This window comes from Streptomyces sp. SS8, assembly GCF_054072955.1.
On record NZ_JBSVCZ010000001.1, the window covers coordinates 183,132 to 205,362 of the forward strand.

The window sequence follows — 22,231 nt, forward strand, 5'->3', positions numbered from 1 at the left end:
AGGACCCCTGTTCCGCGCCGGCCGGACCGCCCTCCGGCCCGTCACACGGCGGACCGGTCGGGGGAGGGCCCGTCCTCGCGCCGTCGCTCCTCCCCGGACTCGGACCCGGACGCGGCCCCGGACGCGGCTTCCGCGGAGCCCCGCAGCCGGTCGAGCCCGGCGATCACCGGTCCCGCCGTGACGCCGTGCAGCACCACCGAGGCCAGCACGGTGAACGTCACCACCGCCCACAACTCCTCCTGCGGCACCGGGAACTCCGTCTGCCCCAGGGCGTAGGCCAGGTAGTACAGCGAGCCGATGCCCCGGATGCCGAAGCCCGCGACCACCAGACGCTCCCGGCGCTCCATCCGGCCGCCCAACAGGCCCGCCCACCCGGCCAGCGGCCGTACCACCAGCAGCACCGCCAGCGCGGCGAGGGCGCCCCGCCAGGTCAGCGGGGCGAGACCGCCCAGGGCGACGAAGGCGCCCAGCAGGAAGAGCAGCCCCACGGTGAGCAGGCGCTCGACCTGCTCCACGAAGTCGTGCAGGACGTTGTGGTAGCCGTGGGCGCGCTCGGCCGCCCGGATCGCGCAGGCGGTGGTGAACACGGCGAGGAAGCCGTAGCCGCCGACGAGCTCGGTCACCCCGTAGGAGAGGAAGGTGGCGCCCAGGGCGACGAAACCCTCCCGGTGATGGGACAGGCGCAGCACCTTCGAGCGGGCGCGGAAGAACAGCCTGCCCAGCAGGCGTCCGACCAGCAGTCCGCCCAGCACGCCGACCACGCACTTGTACGCCAACTCGTTCAGCGCCCACGAGCCGACCCAGTCGGCCGACCATCCGGCGCCCGCGGCGGCGGCCAGCGCCACGGCCGCGTACGTCAGGGGGAAGGCGAGCCCGTCGTTCAGTCGTTCAGACCGGCCTCGCTGGTGAGGGCGAACCGCACCTCGTCCTCACCGTGCTCCTCCCCGGTGGGCTCGCCCACCTGTACTTCCGAGGCCAGCACCGGATCGGTCGGCGCCAGGACGGCGGCCAGCAGCAGCGCGGCGGCCGGCGGCCAGTCCAGCAGCCACCACGCCACGCCGGCGGTGCACACCACGGTCAGCGGCATCGTGATGCCCAGCAGCCGCCAGGTCGCGGCCCAGCGCCGCAGGCCGACGGGCCGGTCGAGGGCCAGCCCGGCGCCCATCAGCGAGACGATCACACAGATCTCGGTGGCGTGCTCCACCAGCAGCCGGTCGTCCACCGGGTCGACGGCGGGCAGCGGCAGCGGCAGCAGGTACACGCCGATGCCGCAGAGCATGAAGACCAGGGGCAACGACAGCGGCCGCCGCCCGGCCACCACGCGCGGCAGCACGGCGGCGCCCAGCGCCGCCACTCCCAGCCAGGCGAACACACCGTCGCCGATCGTCACCGCACAGTCCTTTCCGCCGCGTCGCCGTACCGGACGGCACCGCAGCCCGGATACCCGTGAAACCGCAGGCCATGACAGTGACCTCGAGCAACGGGCGGTGCCGTTCGGTGTCCGGAGGAGGCCCTGCCGCCGGGTCGCGCGCCCGCAGGGCGGCCGGGCACCGTCGCCGGGGCCCGGCCCACGGCGGCGGTACGGGCCGGATCAGCGCATCCGGCCCCCCGGTCCGGGCTCGGGCTCGGGCGGCCTCCAGGGGCGGGCGCCGACCAGGAAGGCGGGACGGTGCGCGGTGGGCGGCAGCGGCCCCAGCGTCCTGCCGCCGGGCAGCCGGATCCCGGTGGTCAGCAGCGCCGCCAGGGTCTGCGCCAGCGTCGTCCCGCAGCCGTGCCACGGATCGTCACCGCGCCGGGCGGTCTCGGCGTCGAACACGACGACCGGCCACCGGTCGGGGTCGCCGAACGCCCCTGTGTCCCAGAGCAGTCTGACGCCCTCTCGCGTATCGCCCCAGGCCAGCAGTCCGCCGGGCTCGGGGTGGAAGGGCGGCGGCTCCCGCCGCAGGGCCCGGCGGGAGGAGATGCGGCACTCCCGGTGGGTCTCCCACAGCCAGTCCCCGTACTCGTAACCGCCCTCCCGCTCGCACGGCGTGCGCAGCCACAGTCGCCCGCCGATCTCCAGCGGCCCGAGGGCGGAGACCAGCTCCCTGTAGTCGGCGGGCAGCCTCAGCCCCAGTCGGCTCTCGACCGCGTCCCAGTCGACGGGGACGGGCTCGGGCGCGTCGGGTCGGCCGAAGTCCGTCGACGGCGGCGGGAGCTCAAGCCGTGCGATGAGCGAGGACAGGTCCATGGCGAGGCATGTTCGCATGTCACGCCGACACCGGCGCCGCCCGGGGCGGGTGGAAAGGGCGTTGCGCCCGACGTGGCGGTGGGCCAGGATGCCGGGGGAAACTCGGGAGGAACGGCGCCGATGGCGATACTCGTCTACTACCGCAAGCTCTCCGAGGACGCCTCCACCGTGCGCTACGCGTTCGGCGGGCGTCCCGAGGAGATGGACCGGGCCATGACCCTGGACAAGGCGACCTACGGGGCCGAACCGGACGAGGGCGGGGAGACCTTCGGTTTCCTCGCCACGGTCCGCAGGATCGCCCGCACCCATCACACCTCCGGCACCTGGCCCGAGCACGGGATGGTCGCCCACTAGGCACGGCCGCCCACCGGGCGTGCCGGCCCCCGGCGGAGAGCGCCTGGGGAGCGCCCCGGGGGCGGCCCTCGGCCCAGGACGTACCGCGGACAGGCCCCGGGGTCTGCCAGGTGGCGGCGCCGGTGGCCGACCGGGGCGAGTCCGTCCCGGGCCGTCCGGCGCGGGCCGTGCTCGCCGGCCCCGACGACCTCCGCGCCCGGCGGCGCGGTCAGCAGCGAGGAGCGGTGGCGCGGACGCCCCGGCCTCCGCTCCCGGCCGACCGGCCGATGTGGCCGGCTGCTTCCAGGCAGGACGCGAACGGCCTCGCCGCGCCGAACCGTATCCGCTCCCCCGGCTCCGACCCGGCACGCGCGCTCGCGCAGCGCCAGTGGCGCCAGCCCCCGGGATCCGGGCCGAAGCCCTCCGGCCAGGGCCTCGACCGGCGTGAACCTCCCCGGGCCGTTCCCGCCCACCGGGAACGTCACCGGCGCGGTGAGGCCCGGCCCGTCCCTCGGGAGCGCCTGCACGCGGAGGAGGGACCGGGGCCGTTCCCCGCCGTCGTACGACTCCACGTGTGCGTACGCGCGTTCGGCGACCATGCACCGAGCCTCCGGTGCCGCGCGCGTTCCCGTGCTTCTCCGCACCTCCACGCCTCGTCCGCCCCACCCGGCTCACGGGTGCGCGGAACGGTGTCGGCGAACGCGTCGGCGAACGCGGTGGTGCACGGGTATTGACGCCCCGGCCGAACGGCACTTAGCGTCCCTGAACCAAGCGTCCGGAAACTTTCCGGAAACTTTGAAAAGGTCGACCGAAAATGGGAGCCCTCCGATGAGACCCGTTCGCATCGCCACCGCCGCACTCACCGCGGCCGCACTGTCCCTGCCCCTGGTGGTGACCTCGGCCACGGCCGCCCCGCCCGCCGACCGGGAGGCCGCACCGCACTCCAACGCCAAGTTCGACCGGCTTCGCGAGGCCGCTCCCAAGGGGTTCTACGTGGGCACCGCCGTGGCGGGCGGCGGCCACCACCTCGAGCAGGACTACCCGGACCCGTTCACCCACGACCGGAAGTACCGGAAGATCCTCGGGCAGCAGTTCAACTCGGTCTCCCCCGAGAACCAGATGAAGTGGGAGTTCATCCACCCCGAGCGGAACACCTACGACTTCGAGGCGGCCGACGCCATCGTCGAGTTCGCCGAGCGCAACCGGCAGGTCGTGCGCGGCCACACGCTGCTGTGGCACAGCCAGAACCCCGAGTGGCTGGAGCAGGGCGACTTCTCCAAGGAGGAGCTGCGCGAGATCCTGCGCGAGCACATCACCACCGTGGTCGGCCGCTACAAGGGCAAGATCCAGCAGTGGGACGTGGCCAACGAGATCTTCGACGACCAGGGCAACCTGCGCACCCAGGACAACATCTGGATCCGCGAGCTCGGGCCGGAGATCATCGCCGACGCCTTCCACTGGGCCCACGAGGCCGACCCGGAGGCGAGGCTGTTCTTCAACGACTACAACGTGGAGAGCGACAACGCCAAGAGCGACGCCTACTACGAGCTCAGCCAGGAGCTGCTCGCGCAGGGCGTGCCCGTGCACGGCTTCTCCGTGCAGGCGCACCTGAGCATGCGCTACGGCTTCCCGGGCGACCTCCAGCAGAACCTCCAGCGGTTCGACGACCTCGGCCTGGAGACGGCCGTCACCGAGCTGGACATCCGCATGGACCTGCCCGAGAGCGGCAAGCCCACCGCCGCGCAGCAGAAGCAGCAGGCCGACTGGTACCAGCGGGTGCTGGAGGCGTGCCTGGCGGTCGAGGAGTGCAACTCCTTCACCATCTGGGGCTTCACCGACAAGTACTCCTGGGTGCCGGTGTTCTTCGAGGGCGAGGGCTCGGCGACGGTCATGACCGAGGACTTCAAGCGCAAGCCCGCCTTCTACGCCCTGCGCTCGTCCCTGAAGGACGCCAAGTGGGAGCAGTGGAAGGAGGACCACAAGAAGCGCCGCTGAGCGCGCCCGCCGCGCCTGCCGCGTCCACTCACCGCCGGCCGTCCGCGACGGATGAGCCGAGGGTTCCCCCCGGGCCCGTCGCCGCCCCTTCCGCGGGCGGCGGCGGCCGCCAGGAAGTCCGGCCGCGCGACCCGGCGCACGTCATCGGCTGACGACGCGGCGGGAAAGCGAAAGGGCCGGCGCACGCCCCAGCGGGGTGCGCCGGCCCTTTCGCGTCATGCGGTCACCGGATCGCACGGATCACCGGATCACCCGGCCGCGCAGGCTCCGAGGTCCTCCCAGACGCCCCACTCGCCGGTGGCGCCGGGCTCCTCGCCCTGCGTCCACCACTTGGCGCGCCAGGTGTGCCCGTCGTGGGTGACGGTGTCACCGCCGGTGTACACGTCCCTGGAGCCCCAGGCCGGCGAGGCGCAGGCGCCCGGCTCGCCGTCGCCACCACCGTCACCGCCGCCGTCGCCGCCGCCGTCACCGCCGCCGTCGCCGCCGCCGTCACCGCCGCCCGCGCCGCCGATGTTGACGTCGATGCAGGCGTAGAAGGCGTTGGCGGTGTCCGCCACGTTCCACACCGCGAGGACCTTCTGGCGGCCGGTGAGGCCGCCGAAGTTGAGCTGGTGGCTGACCTGCGAGGGCGGCTGCGCGCGGTTGCCGTCGAACTCGGCGATCTTCCGGTCGCCGATGAAGTACTGCCAGGTGTCGGTGGCGTGGCGTGCCGTCAGGCTCCAGGTGAAGGTGTGCGAGGAGCCGACCGGCGTGACCCGCCAGGCCTTGCTGTCGTCGTCGAGCTCGGCGAACTGCTCGTTGCCGCCGCTGCAGCTCTTGAGCCCCTTCGGTCCCTCGACGCTCTGCGGCTCGTACGAGATCTGGCCGCAGCTGACGACGCCCTCGGCGCACTGGTCCTGGCGGCTGCCGGGGTCGGTCACCCAGCCGTGGGCGTTGGCCGTACCGGCCGGGAGGCTGACGGCGAGCAGGGGGGCGACCATCGCGCCGAGCGCAAGAGCCACTCGCTTCTTCGTGTTCATGCCATTCCACTTTCTTCGGTGTCGTCGAGGCCGCCGCCCGGAAGCCCGGCGCGACCGGGTGGGGTACGGCGCGTACGCCGTTCCGGTCGCGCCGCCCCGCCGGGTGGCGCGGGTGCGCGGACGCACCGGATGCCGCGATGGGCATCACCGTCCACGCACCGTGCCCTCACACGGACAACGCCGTGGGACGAGGACAGAGGCTGACCTGAGGTCTAGACCTGAGGTGCTCAGGTCTAGACCTTAGCGGCGGACTGTCCTCGGTCAAGGGTTTGAACAGAGCGAACTTCCGGCCGACAAGGCCGACTTCGAACCCCACCGCGGCCCCGCCGACTCCACGAGGCCCCAAACCGATCGGCCGGCAAACGCAGGCCCCTCACCCTCCGCGTACACATCCCGCGTGGCTCGCGCCTTCCCGTTCGAGCGACCCGGAAGCGCATCGGCGGTCACCGGTCCGCAAGCGGCCCGTCCGCCACGATCACGCGGTACCACCTTCACGATGCGTCCGAGAACGGTCGGCCTGCCCAGCCGCTGACGGGGCGCAACGGGCCGCATCATGCGCCGCCATCGCATCCTCGGCGGTCGCATCATCGCCTTCCGGTCAGCTCTCGATCTCCCTGAGAAGATCGAGGTTCCTGCTGAACGACGCTTCTCCCACCATCAGGGACAACAGAAACGCCTGGAGGGACTGCCCCCTCTCCCGTGCGCGGGCGATCAGGGCGTCCCTGACTTCCTCCGGTGCATCGCGAATCCGCAGAGCAACCATGTGGCGCATCCTGCACCCACTGCATCGGCGTCGCGAGGACCCGGCGGAACAACCCGTGTCTCGTCCACCATGGGAACGCCAGGCGGGTACACGTCCGCACGGGCGGGCCAAGGCTCAGACGGCGCCCTGTCCCCGCCAGGCGGCCAGGACTCCCCGGACGGCGCCGCTGGTCCTCTCCTGCTGCTCGCGGTCGGTCCACAGATACTCGTCGTGCTCGGTCAGCGTGACTGCCGCCCCGTCGGCAACGGTGGCGGTGAAGTTGAACTGCCGGGTCGGCCTGCCGCTTTTCGACAGGTAGTCGAAGTGGCCGAGGTAGGCGCCGACGGCGGTGACCTCCAGTCCGGTCTCCTCCCCGACCTCGCGGCACAGCGCCTCGGCGAGGCTCTCGCCGTCCTCGACACCGCCGCTTGGCAGCTCCCACAGACCGCCGAGGTAGTCGTCCGCAGGGCGGTGCAGCAGCAGGACCCTGCCGTCCGCGTCGGCGACGACTGCGCCCACCACGTGTCTGGCGACGCCATCGGCGGCGGCGGTACGCAGGAGGTCGTCCAGAAGGGCGGTGTCGACGGAGGCGTTCATCGGGTCGGAAGATCCTCGCGGTGACGGGCGGCCCCGGCGAAGGCCGCGATACGGGCGTCGGCGTGGTGGATCACCGGTCACGGTGCCACAGGGCGACCGTCCGGCGGGGACCGGCTCAACCGCGTTGCTGCGGCCGGGCCGGGGAACACGGGCGGACAAGAACACCGCGTCGAGTTCGCCGACGGCTTCCCCGGCGTCATACCCGTCCGCGACAGCAAGACCCCCGAGGGGCCCGCGCCGGTCCTCCCGGACGTCGGCCGGTCCGCCCTCGTGACGGCGGTCAAGGGCGGCATGATCTGACAGCCCGCGCCGGCCCCGCGCCTTACGGCGCGGTCGCGGCCGGTTACGGGCCGACGGCGGCACCGGTGGCGGGCCGGGAGGCCGCCGCCAGGCGGACCGCCGGGCCCATGGCCCAGGAGGCGGCGAGGAAGGCCGCGCCCAGGGCGAGCCAGCCGAGCGGGCCGCCGCCCAGGACCAGCCAGGTCAGCGGCAGCGGCAGCGGCAGCGGCAGCGGGCCGAGCATGCGGGCGGCGGCCGTGCCGCGCGCCGGTCGGCCAGATGGCCCAGGGGTACGCCCGCCACCGCGCCGGCCGCCCAGCCGACGGTGAGGCCGAGACCGACCTCGGTCGCGGACAGGCCGACGACACGGGTGAAGTACAGCGCGGAGCAGACGTAGTACGCGCCGTCGCCGACGGAGTTGATCAGTTGGGCCAGTGCCAGCCGCCCGGCCCTGCCGGCAGCGCCAATCGGCGGTCGGCTCGCCGGGCCAGTCGGACCGGCCGGCCACCGGGTGGGCCGGTGAGGGCCGGCCCGGTGTCCGGGAGCCCCGCCACGACGCGCCGCGATGTGCCGGGGGAGGGCCGGCCGCGGGTCAGCCGCGGTTGGGCTCCTGGCGGCCGGCGACCTGACCGCTCTTGCGGGAGGACTTGTCGCCGACCATCACCAGCGCGGCGATGATCGCGAACAGGGCGACGGGCGCCACGACGTACAGGCCGAGGGTCTCCACCACGCTCAGGCCGGTGCCCGGGTCGTCGCCGTCGTCGCGGTAGAGGGCGAGCGCGGAGGGGGAGGCGACCAGCAGCGTCAGCGCGGTGAGGGCGGTGACGAATCCGGCGCGCACGGCGGTGCCGGCGCTCCTGACGTTCTCGTTGACCTTGTTGTCCACGAGGTCAACGCTAGCGAACGTCTCCGGTCGTCACGCGTCCAGGGTGGTCTTCGGGCTCGGCGTGGCTCTCCTCGTGCTGCCCCCCGTGCTGCCCGGGAGCCGGGATGCGGCGCTCGCGCGGCCCGTGCAACTCCTCGTACACCGTCTCCAGCAGGTCGCGCAGCCGGGGCGAGGTGACCAGCTCCTCCAGGGTGACGGGCCTGCCGTCGCCGTCGGCGACGGGCAGCCGCCAGTTGGGGTACTGGTCCCAGGTGCCCGGCACGTTCTGCGGGCGCCGGTCGCCGACGCCGTCGGGCAGCCAGACGCCGAGCATCTTCGCGGGGGTGCGGGCCAGGAACCGGTACAGGCCCCGGATCTCGCTCTCCTCCTCGCCCGGTCCTTCCGGCAGCAGGTCCAGGCGGGTCAGATGGGAGATCCACTCGGCGGTCTCCATGGCGTCCCGGGCCTGCTCCTCGGCGAGCGGGCCGGACAGCAGGCCGAGGCCGCCGCGCAGCGCGACGTGGTCGCCGCTGAGGCGGGCGGCGGTGCTGGGCAGATCGTGGGTGGTGGCGGTGGCCAGGCAGTCGGCGCGCCAGTCCTGCGGCTCGAGCGGCTGGGGGACCTCGTGGTTGGGGGTGCGGATGTGGTCGTAGTCGCGCTCGAACCACAGCACGGAGGTGCCCAGCACTCCGCGCCCGGCCAGTTCACCGCGCACGCCCGGCTCGACGGTGCCCAGGTCCTCGCCGACGACGACCGCCCCGGCGCGGTACGCCTCCAGGGCGAGCACTCCGAGCATGGCCTCGGCGTCGTAGCGCACGTACGCGCCCTCCGTGGGCGGGCGGCCCTCGGGGATCCACCACAGCCGGAACAGGCCCATCACATGGTCGATGCGCAGGCCGCCGGTGTGCCGCAGCAGTCCGCGCAGCAGCGCACGGTAGGGGGCGTAGCCGGAGGCGGCCAGCGCGCCCGGGTTCCAGGGCGGCAGGCCCCAGTCCTGGCCGTGCGGGCTGAAGGCGTCGGGCGGGGCGCCGATGGACATGCCGGTGGCCAGGAAGTCCTTCAGCGCCCAGGCCTCGGCTCCGGAGGGGTGGACGCCCAGGGCCATGTCGTGCACCAGGCCGATGGACATGCCCGCGTCGCGGGCAGTGCGCTGGGCGCGGGCGAGCTGGGCGTCGGTGAGCCAGGCCAGCCAGGTGTGGAAGTCCACCCGGTCCAGCAGTTCGCCGCGGGCGCGGGCGGTGGCGGCCGAGCGGGGATCGTCCAGGCCGGCGGGCCAGGAGCGCCAGTCGGGCCCGTGGACCTCGGCCAGGGCGCACCAGACGGCGTGGTCCTCCAGGGCCTGGCCCTGCTCGGCGAGGAAGTCGCAGTAGGCGACGTGGCGGCCGGGGCCGAGGGGGACGGTGCGCACCAGCTCCAGGGCGCGGCGCTTGAGCGACCACACCGCGTCGCGGTCGATCATCCCGTCCTTGGCGAGGGTGGCCTCACGCAGTTCGGCGGCCTGGGCCAGCAGCTCGTTCGCCTTCGCGCGGGCCTCGCCGCGCAGGTAGGCGTACTCGGGGATCTCCTCGATCCGCAGGTGGACCGGGTCGGCGAAGCGCCGCGACGAGGGGCGGTAGGGGGAGGGGTCCACCCTCTCGCCCTCGGCGGCGGGCACGGCCGAGTGCAGGGGGTTGAGCTGGATGAAGTCGGCTCCGGTCGCGCGCCCGGACCAGGCGGCGAGGTCGGCCAGGTCGGCCAGGTCGCCCATGCCCCACGAGCGCGAGGACAGCAGCGAGTAGAGCTGGACGAGCAGGCCGAAGGAGCGGCCCCGCACGGCCGGGAAGCGGTCCGGGGCGACGATCAGGACGGCGCTCGCGGTGCGGCCGTCGGGGGCCTCGGCGTGGAGGGTGTGGCAGCCCAGGGGGAGCCGCTCGCCGTCGGCGTCCGGGTCCGCTCCCCAGTCCAGGGTGCGGCCGTCCTCCGTCTCGACCCTCAGGGCGGTGCCGTCGGGGAGCGGGGGGGCGCCGCCGCGGACGACGGGCGCGGAGGCGGCGGGCGGGGAGGAGCCGCCGCGGTGGGCGGCACGTACGACGACGGTGGGGGGCAGCAGCCGGGCCGCCTCCTGGCGCGCGTGGCGCGCCAGGGCGTCGTGTACGGCGTCCGGGGTGGAGGCGTCGACGCCCAGTGCGGCGAGCACTTCGACGATCGTTTCGTCGGGCACCCGGACCGTACGGCCCGGGGCCGGGTCGTAGGAGGTGCAGACTCCGTGCGCCGCGGCCAGTCGCGCCAGTCGGCTCATGGGAACTTCCTCCGCTCTCCCCCTGGGCTCTCCCGGGTCTAGATCTCCGCGGAATCCGTTCCGTATCCCACCCCGGCCGGTTCGCTGGTCAGCGGGAGCTCGGCGGCCAGCGGCGGCTCACTGGTGAGCGGGGCGGCGTCGGCGAGGGGTGGTTCGCTGGTCAGCGGTGTCTCGGCGTAGTCCCAGGAGCAGGAGCCGTCCAGGCCGGAGTCGGGGTCGGAGACTCCGGACAGGTCGATCGGCTCCTGCCCCTGTTTGGGAAACAGGGGGAGGGGGGTGAGGAGTTCAGCGGACGCGGCCACGGGGGGCCTCCGTTCGTTGCTGTCGGTCGGACATCAGGGCCCTACCCACTGAGGCGGAGCCCAGACACTTTCGGCGGAACAAACGTGAGATGGCTCACAGTCCCATCACCGATGATTTCGCGGTGCGATGCGCCTGTCAGCGTAGGGCATTCGAGCAAAGCGGGCATCTCGGCCAAGATTTACCGCCCCTCGCGGGATGCCCGCCCGCCCGGCAGGGCTTCGGGCCCGCCGTGTCCGGACGGTGGCCGGCCGCGTCCGGCGATGGCCGGCATCGTCCGCACCGGTCGACAAACCGGGCGCTTCGGCCCCTGTCGTTGACACCTTCACCACGTCGGTGATGGGCTCGTTACCTACCGGTGGGTCCGCTGCCCGGCATGAGAGCCGCTCCCGGTCGGGGCGGGGCCGGGCGGAGGAACGAGCCGGGAGACGGGTCGGGGAACGGGTCGAGAGGGGCCTGAGGAACACGTGAACCACGCGACGCATGGCCGCGCCGTGCGCCGGACCGGTGCGACGGCACTGGTCGCGGCCGTCCTCGGCGGACTGCTCGGCGGCGCACCGGCCGCACACTCGGAGCCACCGCGGGACAGGGCGGCCGGGGAGCCGGCGCGGGACGCCGCGGGGCCGGACGACCGTGTCCGCCTGGACGGCGCCCCCGGTGTGTGGCCGCGCCCCCAGTCCCTGCGCACGCGCGGCCCGGCCGTGCCCGTCGGCCGGGAGGTGCTGCTCGTCGCCGACGAGGACGCCGACCCGTACGCCCTCGACACCGTCCGCGACATCCTGCGCGCGGCCGGGGCACGCGAGGTGCGCACCGTGCGCCCGGGTGAGGAGGCGCGCGCCCGGGGGCTGGTGGTGCGCGCCGGCGACCGGGCCGCCGAGCGGGCGCTGCGCGCCCTGGGCGCGCCCGAGCGCGGCGACCTGCCCGCGGGCGGCTACCGGCTGGCGGCCGGCCGGGCGGACGGCGTGGACGGGCCGGACGGCACGGTGGCGCTGTCGGGCGTCGGCCCGGACGGGCTGTTCCACGCCGCGCAGACGCTGCGGCAGCTGGTGAGCAGCGGCGAGGACGGGGCGCGGATCACCGGGGCCGTCGTACGCGACTGGCCCGCCTCGCCGGTGCGCGGCACCACGGAGGGCTTCTACGGCGAGGCCTGGCCGCACCGCGAGCGGCTGGCCCACCTGGACTTCATGGGCCGCACCAAGCAGAACCGCTATCTGTACGCCCCCGGCGACGACGCCTTCCGCCAGTCGCGCTGGCGCGAGCCCTACCCCGCCGAGCGGCGCGCGCAGTTCCGCGAGCTCGCCGAGCGCGCCCGGCGCAACCACGTGGTGCTCGGCTGGGCCGTCTCACCGGGGCAGTCGATGTGCCTGGCCTCCGAGGGCGACCGCAGGGCCCTGCTGCGCAAGATCGACGCCATGGCGGCCCTGGGGGTGCGGGCGTTCCAGCTCCGCTTCGAGGACGCCAGCTACACCGAGTGGCACTGCGACGCCGACGCCGAGCGCTACGGCACGGGGCCGAAGGCCGCGGCCACCGCCCACGCGGAGCTGGCCAACGAGGTGGCGGCGCATCTGGCGAAGCGGTACGGCTTCGGCCGCGACGCGGTGCCGCTGTCGGTGCTGCCGACGGAGTTCTACCAGGACGGCCCCACCGAGTACCGCGGCGCGCTGGCGGAGAAGCTGGACCCGGACGTGGAGGTGGCCTGGACGGGAGTGGGGGTCGTGCCCGCCGCCATCACCGGCGGCGAGCTGGCCCAGGCCCGCACCGTCTTCCGCCACCCGCTGGTCACCATGGACAACTACCCGGTCAACGACTACGCCGGCGACCGCGTCTTCCTGGGCCCCTACACCGGCCGGGAACCGGCCGTCGCCAACCGCTCGGCGGCACTGCTGGCCAACGCCATGGAGCAGGCGACGGCCTCCCGTCTGCCGCTGTTCACCGTCGCCGACTATGCCTGGAACCCGCGCGGCTACCGGCCGCGGGAGTCCTGGGAGGCGGCCGTCGAGGACCTGGCCGCGACGGGCGGCGGGGAGAAGGAGGCCGGGCGCTCCGGGGAGCGGGCCCGCGAGGCACTGCACGCCCTGGCCGCCAACAACTCCTCCTCGGTGCTCGACGAGGAGGAGTCCGCCTACCTCGCCCCGCTGCTCGACGCCTTCTGGAAGGCCCGCGAGGGCGAGGACGACGAGGAGTTCGCCGCCGCGTCCGACCGGCTGCGCGACGCCTTCGCCGTGCTGCGCGAGTCCCCGGAGAACCTGGCCGGTGTCGCCGGCGGCGCCCTGAGCGAGGAGATGCGCCCCTGGGTGCGGCAGCTCGCCCGCTACGGGCGGGCCGGCCGGTACGCGCTGGACATGCTGGCCGCCCAGCGGCGCGGGGACGGCGCCGGGGCGTGGAAGGCGCGGCTGGAACTCCAGCGGCTGCGCTCCGAAGCCCGCGAGAGCGGGGTGACGGTCGGCGAGGACGTGCTGCCCGCCTTCGTGGACCGGGCGCTGAAGGCCGCCGACGACTGGTCCGGCGCGAGCGGCGGGGCGAAGAAGAAGGCCGAGCGCTCCGGGGAGCGGGTGCGGGGCGGCCCCGCGCCGCTGCCCGGCTCCCCGCCGGAGCACGCCGCCGACGGCGACCCCGCCACCGCCTTCCGCGCCGCCGAGGTGCCCGCCCCCGAAGGCGGTGGAGGAGACGATGGCAGCGGTGACGAGCTGGTGCTGCGGCTGCCCCGGGAACGCTCCCTGGCGGCCGTCACCGTCCAGTCCGAGCCGGGCGAGGGCACCCGCGCCGCCGTCGAGGCGCATGTGCCGGGCGAGGGCTGGAGGCGGCTGGGCGCGCTCTCCGAGAAGGGCTGGACGGAGGTGGACACCGGCGGTCTGCGGGCGGACGCCGTACGGCTGGCCTGGCAGGACGGTTCGAAGGCGCCGGTGATCCACGAGCTGACGCCCTGGTACTCGGACTCCCCGGGCGCCGGGCTGGAGCTCTCCCGCGAGGAGGCCAACGCCGTCATCGGCGGCGAGCCCGCCGCCGTCGGGGCCCGGCTGACCGGTCACCGGCACACCGACGTGCGCGGCAGGCTGACCGTACGGGCGCCGGAGGGCTTCACGGTGCGGGCACCGCGCCGGGTCACGCTCCGGCGCGGCGTGCCGGCGGCCCCGCGGATCGAGGTCAGCGCCGGGAAGGACGTGCGGCCGGGCACGTACCGGATCCCGGTCACCCTCACCGCCGAGGGCGAGAGCCTGCGGCGGACGCTGACGGTGCGCGCCTACCCGCCCACCGGCGGGCCGGACCTGGCCCGGGGCGCGAGGACCGGCTCCTCGGCCGACGAGACCGAGGACTTCCCCGCCTCGGCGGCCACCGACGGCGATCCGGACACCCGCTGGTCCTCCCCGGCCGAGGACGGCCAGTGGCTGCGGGTGGAGCTGGACCGCCCGGCCCGGATCGGCGAGGTGCGGCTGCGCTGGCAGGACGCGTACGCCTCCCGCTACCGCGTCCAGGTGTCCGCCGACGGCAGGGCCTGGAGCACGGCCGCGACCGTCCGCGACGGTCGCGGCGGCCGGGAGACGGTGCGGATGGACGCGCCCGCCGGCACCCGCTACGTGCGGATCGTGGCCGACGAGCGGGCGACCCGGTTCGGTGTCTCGCTGTGGTCCGTGGAGGCGTACGCCGTGCGGGAGGCGGAGCGGGAGCAGCAGGAGCGGGAGTAGGGGCACACCGGGTACGGGGCCGTCCCCGGCCCCGTACGGAGAACGCCCGGATCTCAGGCCGGTGTCGTCGTTCTGCCCTCGATCCGGGCGAGGGCGTCGTCCGCGCCGTAGGGCCGCAGATACGGCAGCCAGCGCGGGTCGCGGTGCCCCGTGCCGATGATCCGCCAGGCCAGGCCGCTGGGCGGGGCGGGCTGGTGGCGCAGGCGCCAGCCCAGCTCCGCCACGTGGCGGTCGGCCTTGACGTGGTTGCAGCGGCGGCAGGCCGCCACGACGTTCTCCCAGGAGTGCTGCCCGCCGCGGCTGCGCGGCACGACGTGGTCGACGCTGGTAGCGACGCCACCGCAGTACGCGCACCTGCCGCCGTCCCGGGCGAACAGGGCGCGGCGGGTGAGCGGCACCGTGCCCCGGAAGGGCACGCGCACGAAGCGTTTGAGACGGACGACGCTGGGGGCGGGTATCGCCTGGGTCGCGCTGTGCATGAGGGCGCCGGAGTCCTCCAGGCTGATCGCCTTGCCGTTGAGGACGAGTATGAGCGCGCGGCGGAGCGGTACGACGCCGAGCGGCTCGTACGACGCGTTGAGGACCAGGACGTGCGGCACGGTGCCTCCTTGTACGTCGGCGGCGCGTGGCTCGCGCCGGGACGATCTCCCCCAGTGTGTCCCGCGCCCCGGTGGCGGCGCCACCACGATCGCGTAACGCGCTGAGCGTGTTTTCGACCACACGCTGTTCCTCCCCCTCCTGGTACCGCCGCTACCCCGGGTGACGCGGCCTGTTCGGCGGGGTGTCCCCCGTTAGTGTGTTGTGGGTGGATTCCATGAGCGAGGCGCACAGGACCGCCACCGACACCGCCGGCTGGATAGAGGAGAACTGGGGGACCTGGCTCGCCATCGGCCTGCGCATCGCGCTGATCCTGGCGATCGCCGTCGTGCTGCGCTCGGTGGTCAGACGGGCCATCACCCGGCTGATCGCCCGGATGAACCGCAACGCCGAGGCCGAGGCGAGCGGCAACGCGCTGCGCGGTCTGCTGGTCAACGCCGAGCGGCGGCGCCAGCGCACGGAGGCCATCGGCTCGGTGCTGCGCAGCGTCACCACCTTCGTGATCATGGGGACGGCGCTGCTGATCGTGCTGTCCACCCTCGGCATCGACCTGGCCCCGCTGCTGGCCAGTGCCGGTGTGGCGGGCGTGGCGATCGGCTTCGGCGCGCGCAATCTGGTCACCGACGTGCTGACCGGGATGTTCGTGCTGCTGGAGGACCAGTACGGGGTCGGCGACCGCATCGACGCGGGCGAGGCCACCGGCACCGTCCTGGAGATCGGGCTGCGGGTGACCAAGCTGCGCGGCGACGACGGCGAGATCTGGTATGTGCGCAACGGCGAGATCAAGCGGGTCGGCAACCTCAGCCAGGGCTGGGCGACGGCCGCCCTGGACGTGGAGGTCCGCTCCGACGAGGACGTGGAGGAGGTCCGCTCGGCGATCGCCTCGGCCGGCGAGGAGATGTCGACCTCCGCGCCGTGGGACGAGGTCCTGTGGGCGCCGGTGGAGGTGCTGGGCCTGAACTCGGTGACGCTGGACACCATGGTCGTCCGCGTCTCGGCCAAGACGATGCCGGGCAAGGCGCTGCCGGTGGAGCGCGAGCTGCGCTGGCGCGTCAAGCGGGCGCTGGACGCACGGGGCATCCGGATGGTGGACGAGAAGTCGCTGGCGGCCCTGCGCAGGCTGGACGAGGAGCTGGGGGCGCCGGCCCGCGGGCGGGGCTCCGGCCGGGTCCTGCTGGAGAAGGGGCCCGCGAAGGGTGCGGTGAAGGGGCCGGACGCCGCGAAGGAGGCGGTGGACCCGGTGAAGGACGCCCTGACCGGGGAACCGGGCAGGGCGGCGGCCAGGGCCCTGGTGAAGGAGCCGGGGGATCTCGGGCGGGGCCCCGGCGGGCCGCGCCGGTAGGACGCGGGAGGCGCGGGGAGCCGCGGAGAGGCGCGGGGAGCCGCGCGGAGGAGCAGGCGTGGAACGGTGGGAAGGCCCGCCTCCGGCACGTCCGTTGACGCCGCCCGGAGGCGGGCCCTAGTGTCCCGGTCGGACGACAGGAAACCTTCCTTACAGTTCTGGGCGGAGGAGAGGCCCATGACCGGGACCACTCCGGGGACGCCCCGGGTGCTGCGTGCGATGAACGACCGCGCGGCCCTGGAGCTGCTGCTCGCGCACGGCTCGCTCTCGCGCGGCCGCATCGGCAGGCTGACCGGGCTGTCCAAGCCGACCGCCTCCCAGCTCCTGGCCCGCCTGGAGGCCGCGGGCCTGGTCCGGGTCACCGGCGCCAGCGAGGGCCGCCCGGGACCGAACGCCCGGCTCTACTCGCTCGACCCGGCCGCGGCGCACGTGGCCGGGCTGGACGTCACCGCCACCCGGATCCGCGCCGCCGTCGCCGACATCACCGGCCGTACCGTCGGCTCCTTCGAGGTGCCCGCGCCGGGGCGCTCCGGGCCGTGCGGGGCCTGCGAAGCACCCGGGCCGCCCGGGGCTTCGGAAGGTCGGTCCGCCGAACCGGTCGTACGGCGGGTCGTGGCCGCCGTGGACGGGGCCGCCGAGGCCGCCGGGCTCACCCGGTCCGCGCTGCACCGCGTCGTCATCGGCACCCCCGGCGCCTTCGACCCCCGCACCGGGCGGCTGCGCTACGCCTCCCACCTGCCCGGCTGGCACTCCCCCGGTCTGCTGGAGGAGCTGGCCGCCGCGCTGCCGGCCCCGGTGGATTACGACAACGACGTCAACCTCGCCGCCGTCGCCGAGCACCGCCTGGGCGCCGCCCGGGGCCACGAGGACTTCGTCCTGCTCTGGAACGAGCAGGGCCTGGGCGCCGCGCTGGTGCTGGGCGGGCGGCTGCACCGCGGCTGGACCGGCGGCGCGGGCGAGGTCGGCTTCCTGCCCGTCCCCGGCGCCCCGCTCCTGCGGCGGGTGGCCCGCGCCAACAGGGGCGGGTTCCAGGAACTGGCGGGCGCGCGGGCGCTGCTGCGGACGGCGCGCGAACTGGGCATCGAGCCCCCTGCCGGCCGGGACGGCGAGGCGGCGGCGAAGCTGCTCGCCCGCGCGGCGGAACGGGCCGGCCCGAAGGCCGGGCGGGACGGCGGCGGACAGGACGGCGGCCCGTACGGCGAGCTGCTGCGGCGTGCCGCCACCGGGCTGGCGACCGGGCTGGCCGCGCTGGTCGCCGTCCTGGACCCGGAACTGATCGTGCTGTCCGGCGGCGTACTCGCCGCGGGCGGTGAGGCGCTGCGCGAGCTGGTGCGGCGGGAGCTGGACGAACTGGCGGCCCCCCGGCCGCGGCTGGTCCTCGGAACCGTCACCGGTCACCCCGTGCTCAGCGGCGCGCTGGAGAGCGCTCTGGCCACCACCCGCGACGAGGTGTTCGACACCTCCCGCTGACACCCCGCGCCCCGGCATCCCGGCGCCCCGTGCTCCCTGCCCCGACACCCGCATCCCCAAGTCCCGCTCCCCAGGCCCGAGGAGGCAGTCCCGTGAAGCTCGCAGTGGTGGGCGGCGGATCCACCTACACCCCCGAACTCATCGACGGGTTCGCCCGGTTGCAAGGCACCCTCCCGGTCACCGAGCTGGTCCTGGCCGACCCGGCCGGGGACCGGCTGGAGCTGGTGGGCGGGCTGGCCCGCCGTATGCTCGCCCGCGCCGGCCACCCGGCCACCGTCACCACCACCGGCGACCTGGACGCGGCCGTCGCGGACGCCGACGCCGTGCTGCTCCAGCTCCGCGTGGGCGGCCAGGCGGCCCGCGAGCGGGACGAGACATGGCCGCTGGAGTGCGGCTGCGTCGGGCAGGAGACCACGGGCGCGGGCGGACTGGCCAAGGCGCTGCGCACCGTACCCGTCGTCCTGGACATCGCCGAACGGGTGCGCCGCGCCAACCCCGACGCGTGGATCATCGACTTCACCAACCCGGTGGGCATCGTCACCCGCGCGCTGCTGAACGAGGGTCACCGGGCGGTGGGCCTGTGCAACGTGGCGATCGGGCTCCAGCGGAAGTTCGCCGCCCTGCTGGAGGTGGAGCCCGGCCGGGTCCACCTCGACCACGTCGGGCTCAACCACCTCACCTGGGAGTTCGGGGTGCGTCTGGACGGGCCGGACGGTCAGGACGTGCTGCCCGGTCTGCTGGCCCGGCACGGCGCGGCGATCGCAGCCGACCTGCGGCTGCCCGAGCCCCTGCTGCACCGGCAGGGCGCCGTGCCCTCGTACTACCTGCGCTACTTCTACACGCACGACGAGGTCGTGGCCGAGATGCGGGAGCGGCCCCCGCGGGCGGCGGAGGTCGCCGCGATGGAGCGCGGGCTGCTGGAGATGTACGCCGATCCGGCGCTGGACACCAAGCCGGAGCTGCTGGCCAAGCGCGGCGGCGCCTACTACTCCGAGGCCGCCGTCGCCCTGGCCGCGGCCCTGCTGGGCGGCGGCCGGAGCGGCGCGGGCGGTACGGGCGGTACGGGCGGTGGCGCGCAGGTGGTGAACGTCCGCAACGACGGCACCCTGCCCTTCCTCCCCGACGACGCGGTGGTCGAGGTCCCGGCCGCCGTCTCCCCGGCGGGCGCCGAGCCGCTGCCCGTACCGCCGCTGGACCCGCTCCACACGGGCCTGATCTCGGCCGTGACGGCGTACGAGCACCTGGCGCTGGACGCCGCCCTGCGCGGCGGCCGGGACCGGGTGTTCGCCGCGCTGCTGGCCCACCCCCTGGTCGGCCGGTACTCCCTCGCCGAGGAGCTGACCGACCGTCTGCTCGCGCACAACCGGGAGTACCTGGCATGGGCCTGACCCCCGCTGCCGGGCCGCCCGCCGCCGCGCTGGCAGTCGACGCGGGCAACAGCAAGACCGACGTGGCGCTGGTCTCGGCGGACGGGACGGTGCTGGGCTCGGCGCGCGGCGGCGGCTTCCGGCCGCCGGCCGTCGGGGCGGGCAGGGCCGTCGCGTCGCTGGCACGGACGGTGGCCCGGGCGGCGCGGGCCGCGGGCCTGGACGCGCGGCCGGGCGAGCCCCTGGCCGGGCATGTGTCGGCCTGTCTGGCCAATGCCGACCTGCCGTGCGAGGAGCGGGAGTTGGCGGACCGTATCGGTGCCCTGGGCTGGGGCCGCACCCTCCGTGTGGCCAACGACACGTTCGCGATCCTGCGCGCGGGCCTGCCCGACGGCGGATCCCCCCGGCACGGGGTCGCCGTCGTGTGCGGCGCGGGGATCAACTGCGCCGGCGTGGCCGCCGACGGCCGTGTGCACCGCTTCCCCGCCGTCGGCCGCCTCTCCGGGGACTGGGGCGGCGGCGGAGGGCTGGCGGAGGAGGCCCTGTGGCACGCCGCCCGCGCCGAGGACGGCCGGGGCGAGGACACCGAGCTGGCCAGGGCGCTGCCCGCGCACTTCGGGCTGCCCAGCATGTACGCGCTGATCGAGGCCTTCCATCTGGGCGGTCTGCCGGGCGGGCGCAGGCACGAGCTGGTGCCCGTCCTCTTCACGGTGGCCGCGCAGGGCGACGCCGTGGCCCGCTCCCTGGTGCACCGGCAGGCCGAGGAGATCGCGGTGATGGCCTCGGTGGCGCTGGAACGGCTGGACCTGCTGGAAACCCCGGTGCCGGTGGTGCTGGGCGGCGGCGTCGCGGCCGCCCGCCATCCGCTGCTGCACGACCGCCTGCTCACCCTGCTGGCCGAACGCGCCCCGCTGGCCGCCGTCCGCGTGGTCACCGCTCCCCCGGTCCTGGGGGCCGGGCTGCTGGCCCTGGACCGGCTGGAGGCCGGGCCCGCCCCGTACGCCCGGCTGCGCGCCCACTACGCCGGGCGCGCCGCACACGGCTGAGGCGCGCCCGGGCGCACGCGCGCCGGGGTATCGCACGCTCCCCGGGACCGCGTTCCGGACGGCGCCCTCCCCGCGGCGGTGCCGTCATGACCCCCGCCACACCGCCGGCCGGGCTTCCGGCCTTCCACCGCGCGGGACGGAAGCGGGGATCCGGCGGCCGGCGTCAACAAGGCGCCGGAGGAGTATCGCCGAAGTGGGCTGGGCAGTCCGCCGATGGCCGTACACGAGCGGTCTCCGGCCGACAAGATGGGAGCAGCGGATCCGGCGTCCGCCCGGCCCCGGCCCACCGGGGCCGGGCGGACGCCGGGTGCGGGCACGGGGCGCGAACACGGACGCGAAGACGACACGAGCGGCGAGGTGACCGATGGGGGACGACGGGGCTGCCGATCCGGGCGGACCGGTGATGGACCGGGAGGAGGTGGACCGCGCCCTGGCACGGCTCGGCGCGGAGCACGAGGCGGTGGAGACCTCCCTGTACGCGCTCCAGGACCACGCGGGGCGCAGGCTGCTGGAGGGCGCCGAGCTGACCGGGGTGACCAAGGAGCGGTGGGCGCGGACGGAGGAGGACGTCTCACTGCTGTGGACGTACTTCGACGCCTTCACCGCGGCCCTGGACTCCGCGCGCCGGCTGCGCGGCGAGAGCCGCTGGCCGGCGCCGGAGGACCTCGCCGGGCTGACCGCGCGGCTGCGCGGCCCGGTGGTCGCCGTCCCCGCCGCCGACGGGTCCGGGTCCGGGTCCGGGTCCGGGTCCGGGTCCGGGTCCGGGTCCGGGTCCGTCGAGAGGATCACCCTGGCCGAGCTGGTGGCCCGGATGAACGCCTGGTACGCCCGGGCCCTCGACACGGTCGCCGCCGCCGACTCGGTGTGGTCCGCGCTGCCCGCCCGGATAGACATGCTCTCCGCCGAACTCCAGCGCATCCGCTCCCTGGCGCACTCCGTGGGCGTGCGTCCCGGGGAGCATCCGGCGGGCGACGAACTGGAGCAGGTCACCGCGGAGCTGACCGCGCTGCGGGCCGAGGTCGTCGCCGATCCGCTGGCCTTCTGGGTGCCGGCGGGCGGGAGTTCGGCCCCCGGCGGCGGGCGCCCCGACACCGTCCGGTACGACCGGGCGGCCCGTGCGCTGGAGGACGTCCGGCGCGAGATCGACGCCGTGCTCCAGGTGCGGCAGGACGCCGAGCAGCGGCTGATGCGGCTGCGCGACGTACTCTCGCGCGCCGACCGCACCCTGGCCGAGGCGAGGACGGCGCGCGGTGAGGTGCTGGCGAAGATCGCGGCGGTCGAGGTGCCCGCGGTGAGCGGACCGCCGACCGCCCTGTACGAGCAGCTCGCGCTGGCCGCCGAGCACCGGCGGCACGCCCGCTGGCACCGGCTGTCGCCGCTGCTGGAGAGCCTGGAGGAGCGCGCGGACGAGGAGTTGGAGCGGGCCCGCGCCTCGCTGACCGCGGTGACCGCGCCGCTGGCGGTGCGGGCGGAGCTGCGCGGCCGGCTGGACGCGTACCGCACGCGGCTGGCCCGGCACGGGGCGGCCGACGACCCCCTGCTCGCGGAGCGGTACGACACCGCCCGGCGGCTGCTGTGGAGCGCTCCGTGCGATCTGCGGGCGGCCGAGCAGGCGGTGCTGCGTTACCGGGAGGCGGCGCTGGAGGTGCTGGCGCCGCCCGGAGGACCGGCGGGCGGCGGACCGACGGGCGGCGGACCGGCCGGCAGACGGGAGGAGTTCCGATGAGCCGGAGGGTCTCCGGCCCGCCGGGCACCGCCCGGCGCGACCGCGGAGGGCGGGTTTGGACGCGCCGCTGCGGGAACGCTTGATCACCGGGGCACCCGGCGGGAACGGCCGAGGGGGCGTGCCCGGCGCCCTCCGGCGTCCACGGTGTCACCATGGCATCCCCGACTCGCCGTCAGAACACCACGAAGACCATATTCCGAAGTCATGGACGAGACGACGCGCATCACGCTCCGCCTTCCCGCCGGCCTCCGCGCCCGGCCCGGCCGGGCCGGGTCCGCCCGCAGGTCCCCCGGCTCCGGGGCCGCCCACCGTATGGAGGTCGAGCGCGCCGCCGGGGCCGGCGGCGCACCACGCTGAGGGCG

The 22,231-nt window shown here is 75.2% G+C and carries 18 protein-coding genes and 2 pseudogenes; 9 read left to right on the forward strand and 11 right to left on the reverse strand.

What is annotated here, in order from left to right:
* Positions 1–41: 41 nt before the first annotated feature.
* A pseudogene (locus ACW69E_RS00785) lies at positions 42–1,390 on the reverse strand (cation:proton antiporter domain-containing protein).
* 201 nt (positions 1,391–1,591) lie between these two features.
* The gene (locus tag ACW69E_RS00790; protein ID WP_457496216.1) at positions 1,592–2,230 is read right to left on the reverse strand and encodes a hypothetical protein; all 639 of its coding nucleotides are present in this window, start codon (positions 2,228–2,230) and stop codon (positions 1,592–1,594) included.
* Positions 2,231–2,350: 120 nt separating this feature from the next.
* On the opposite strand from ACW69E_RS00790, the gene ACW69E_RS00795 reads away from it, so the two are divergent.
* The gene (locus ACW69E_RS00795; RefSeq protein WP_457496217.1) at positions 2,351–2,584 is read left to right on the forward strand and encodes a hypothetical protein; all 234 of its coding nucleotides are present in this window, start codon (positions 2,351–2,353) and stop codon (positions 2,582–2,584) included.
* Between the two features lie 807 nt (positions 2,585–3,391).
* The gene (locus tag ACW69E_RS00800; RefSeq protein ID WP_457496218.1) at positions 3,392–4,558 is read left to right on the forward strand and encodes an endo-1,4-beta-xylanase; all 1,167 of its coding nucleotides are present in this window, start codon (positions 3,392–3,394) and stop codon (positions 4,556–4,558) included.
* A gap of 248 nt (positions 4,559–4,806) precedes the next feature.
* Here the strand turns inward: ACW69E_RS00800 and ACW69E_RS00805 are convergent, their stop codons facing one another.
* The 3 genes from ACW69E_RS00805 to ACW69E_RS00815 form a co-directional block, all read right to left on the reverse strand.
* Positions 4,807–5,577, reverse strand: coding sequence for a lytic polysaccharide monooxygenase (locus ACW69E_RS00805; RefSeq protein WP_457496219.1), 771 nt, complete (start codon positions 5,575–5,577; stop codon positions 4,807–4,809).
* 598 nt (positions 5,578–6,175) lie between these two features.
* On the reverse strand, positions 6,176–6,340 hold the full coding sequence (locus ACW69E_RS00810; RefSeq protein WP_457496220.1) for a hypothetical protein: 165 nt from the start codon (positions 6,338–6,340) through the stop codon (positions 6,176–6,178).
* Positions 6,341–6,454: 114 nt separating this feature from the next.
* Positions 6,455–6,916 (reverse strand): NUDIX hydrolase, encoded by a 462-nt coding sequence (locus tag ACW69E_RS00815; RefSeq protein WP_457496221.1) that lies wholly within the window; start codon positions 6,914–6,916, stop codon positions 6,455–6,457.
* Positions 6,917–7,114: 198 nt separating this feature from the next.
* On the opposite strand from ACW69E_RS00815, the gene ACW69E_RS00820 reads away from it, so the two are divergent.
* Positions 7,115–7,216 (forward strand): DUF397 domain-containing protein, encoded by a 102-nt coding sequence (locus ACW69E_RS00820; protein ID WP_457496394.1) that lies wholly within the window; start codon positions 7,115–7,117, stop codon positions 7,214–7,216.
* A 43-nt stretch (positions 7,217–7,259) separates the two neighbouring features.
* Here the strand turns inward: ACW69E_RS00820 and ACW69E_RS00825 are convergent, their stop codons facing one another.
* The 5 genes and pseudogenes from ACW69E_RS00825 to ACW69E_RS00845 all read right to left on the reverse strand — a co-directional run bounded on the left by ACW69E_RS00825 (position 7,260) and on the right by ACW69E_RS00845 (position 10,640).
* Positions 7,260–7,439: a hypothetical protein gene (locus ACW69E_RS00825; RefSeq protein ID WP_457496222.1), complete on the reverse strand. Its 180-nt coding sequence runs from the start codon at positions 7,437–7,439 to the stop codon at positions 7,260–7,262.
* A gap of 11 nt (positions 7,440–7,450) precedes the next feature.
* Positions 7,451–7,663 (reverse strand): annotated as a pseudogene (locus ACW69E_RS00830) (MFS transporter); the annotation flags it as partial.
* Between the two features lie 124 nt (positions 7,664–7,787).
* Positions 7,788–8,081: a hypothetical protein gene (locus ACW69E_RS00835; RefSeq protein WP_457496223.1), complete on the reverse strand. Its 294-nt coding sequence runs from the start codon at positions 8,079–8,081 to the stop codon at positions 7,788–7,790.
* 10 nt (positions 8,082–8,091) lie between these two features.
* Complete coding sequence (gene malQ, locus ACW69E_RS00840; RefSeq protein ID WP_457496224.1) at positions 8,092–10,338, reverse strand: 4-alpha-glucanotransferase; 2,247 nt, start codon at positions 10,336–10,338, stop codon at positions 8,092–8,094.
* A 38-nt stretch (positions 10,339–10,376) separates the two neighbouring features.
* Complete coding sequence (locus ACW69E_RS00845) at positions 10,377–10,640, reverse strand: hypothetical protein (RefSeq protein WP_093849159.1); 264 nt, start codon at positions 10,638–10,640, stop codon at positions 10,377–10,379.
* A gap of 465 nt (positions 10,641–11,105) precedes the next feature.
* Between ACW69E_RS00845 and ACW69E_RS00850 the strand changes: the two genes are divergently transcribed.
* The gene (locus ACW69E_RS00850; protein WP_457496225.1) at positions 11,106–14,321 is read left to right on the forward strand and encodes a beta-N-acetylglucosaminidase domain-containing protein; all 3,216 of its coding nucleotides are present in this window, start codon (positions 11,106–11,108) and stop codon (positions 14,319–14,321) included.
* 53 nt (positions 14,322–14,374) lie between these two features.
* On the opposite strand, the gene ACW69E_RS00855 is transcribed toward ACW69E_RS00850, so the two are convergent.
* Entirely contained in the window at positions 14,375–14,920 is a 546-nt protein-coding gene (locus tag ACW69E_RS00855) for an HNH endonuclease (protein ID WP_093849161.1), read from the reverse strand.
* A gap of 215 nt (positions 14,921–15,135) precedes the next feature.
* Here ACW69E_RS00855 and ACW69E_RS00860 point away from each other — a divergent pair, with 215 nt between their 5' ends.
* From ACW69E_RS00860 to ACW69E_RS00880, 5 genes are all read left to right on the forward strand, one after another.
* The gene (locus ACW69E_RS00860; RefSeq protein ID WP_457496226.1) at positions 15,136–16,260 is read left to right on the forward strand and encodes a mechanosensitive ion channel family protein; all 1,125 of its coding nucleotides are present in this window, start codon (positions 15,136–15,138) and stop codon (positions 16,258–16,260) included.
* 177 nt (positions 16,261–16,437) lie between these two features.
* Entirely contained in the window at positions 16,438–17,730 is a 1,293-nt protein-coding gene (locus ACW69E_RS00865; RefSeq protein ID WP_457496227.1) for an ROK family transcriptional regulator, read from the forward strand.
* A gap of 92 nt (positions 17,731–17,822) precedes the next feature.
* Entirely contained in the window at positions 17,823–19,118 is a 1,296-nt protein-coding gene (locus ACW69E_RS00870; RefSeq protein WP_457496228.1) for a family 4 glycosyl hydrolase, read from the forward strand.
* Complete coding sequence (locus ACW69E_RS00875) at positions 19,109–20,143, forward strand: N-acetylglucosamine kinase (RefSeq protein ID WP_457496229.1); 1,035 nt, start codon at positions 19,109–19,111, stop codon at positions 20,141–20,143. The genes ACW69E_RS00870 and ACW69E_RS00875 overlap by 10 nt, the downstream gene beginning before the upstream one ends.
* 364 nt (positions 20,144–20,507) lie before the next feature.
* Positions 20,508–21,869 (forward strand): hypothetical protein, encoded by a 1,362-nt coding sequence (locus tag ACW69E_RS00880; protein ID WP_457496230.1) that lies wholly within the window; start codon positions 20,508–20,510, stop codon positions 21,867–21,869.
* The last annotated feature ends 362 nt before the right edge of the window (positions 21,870–22,231 follow it).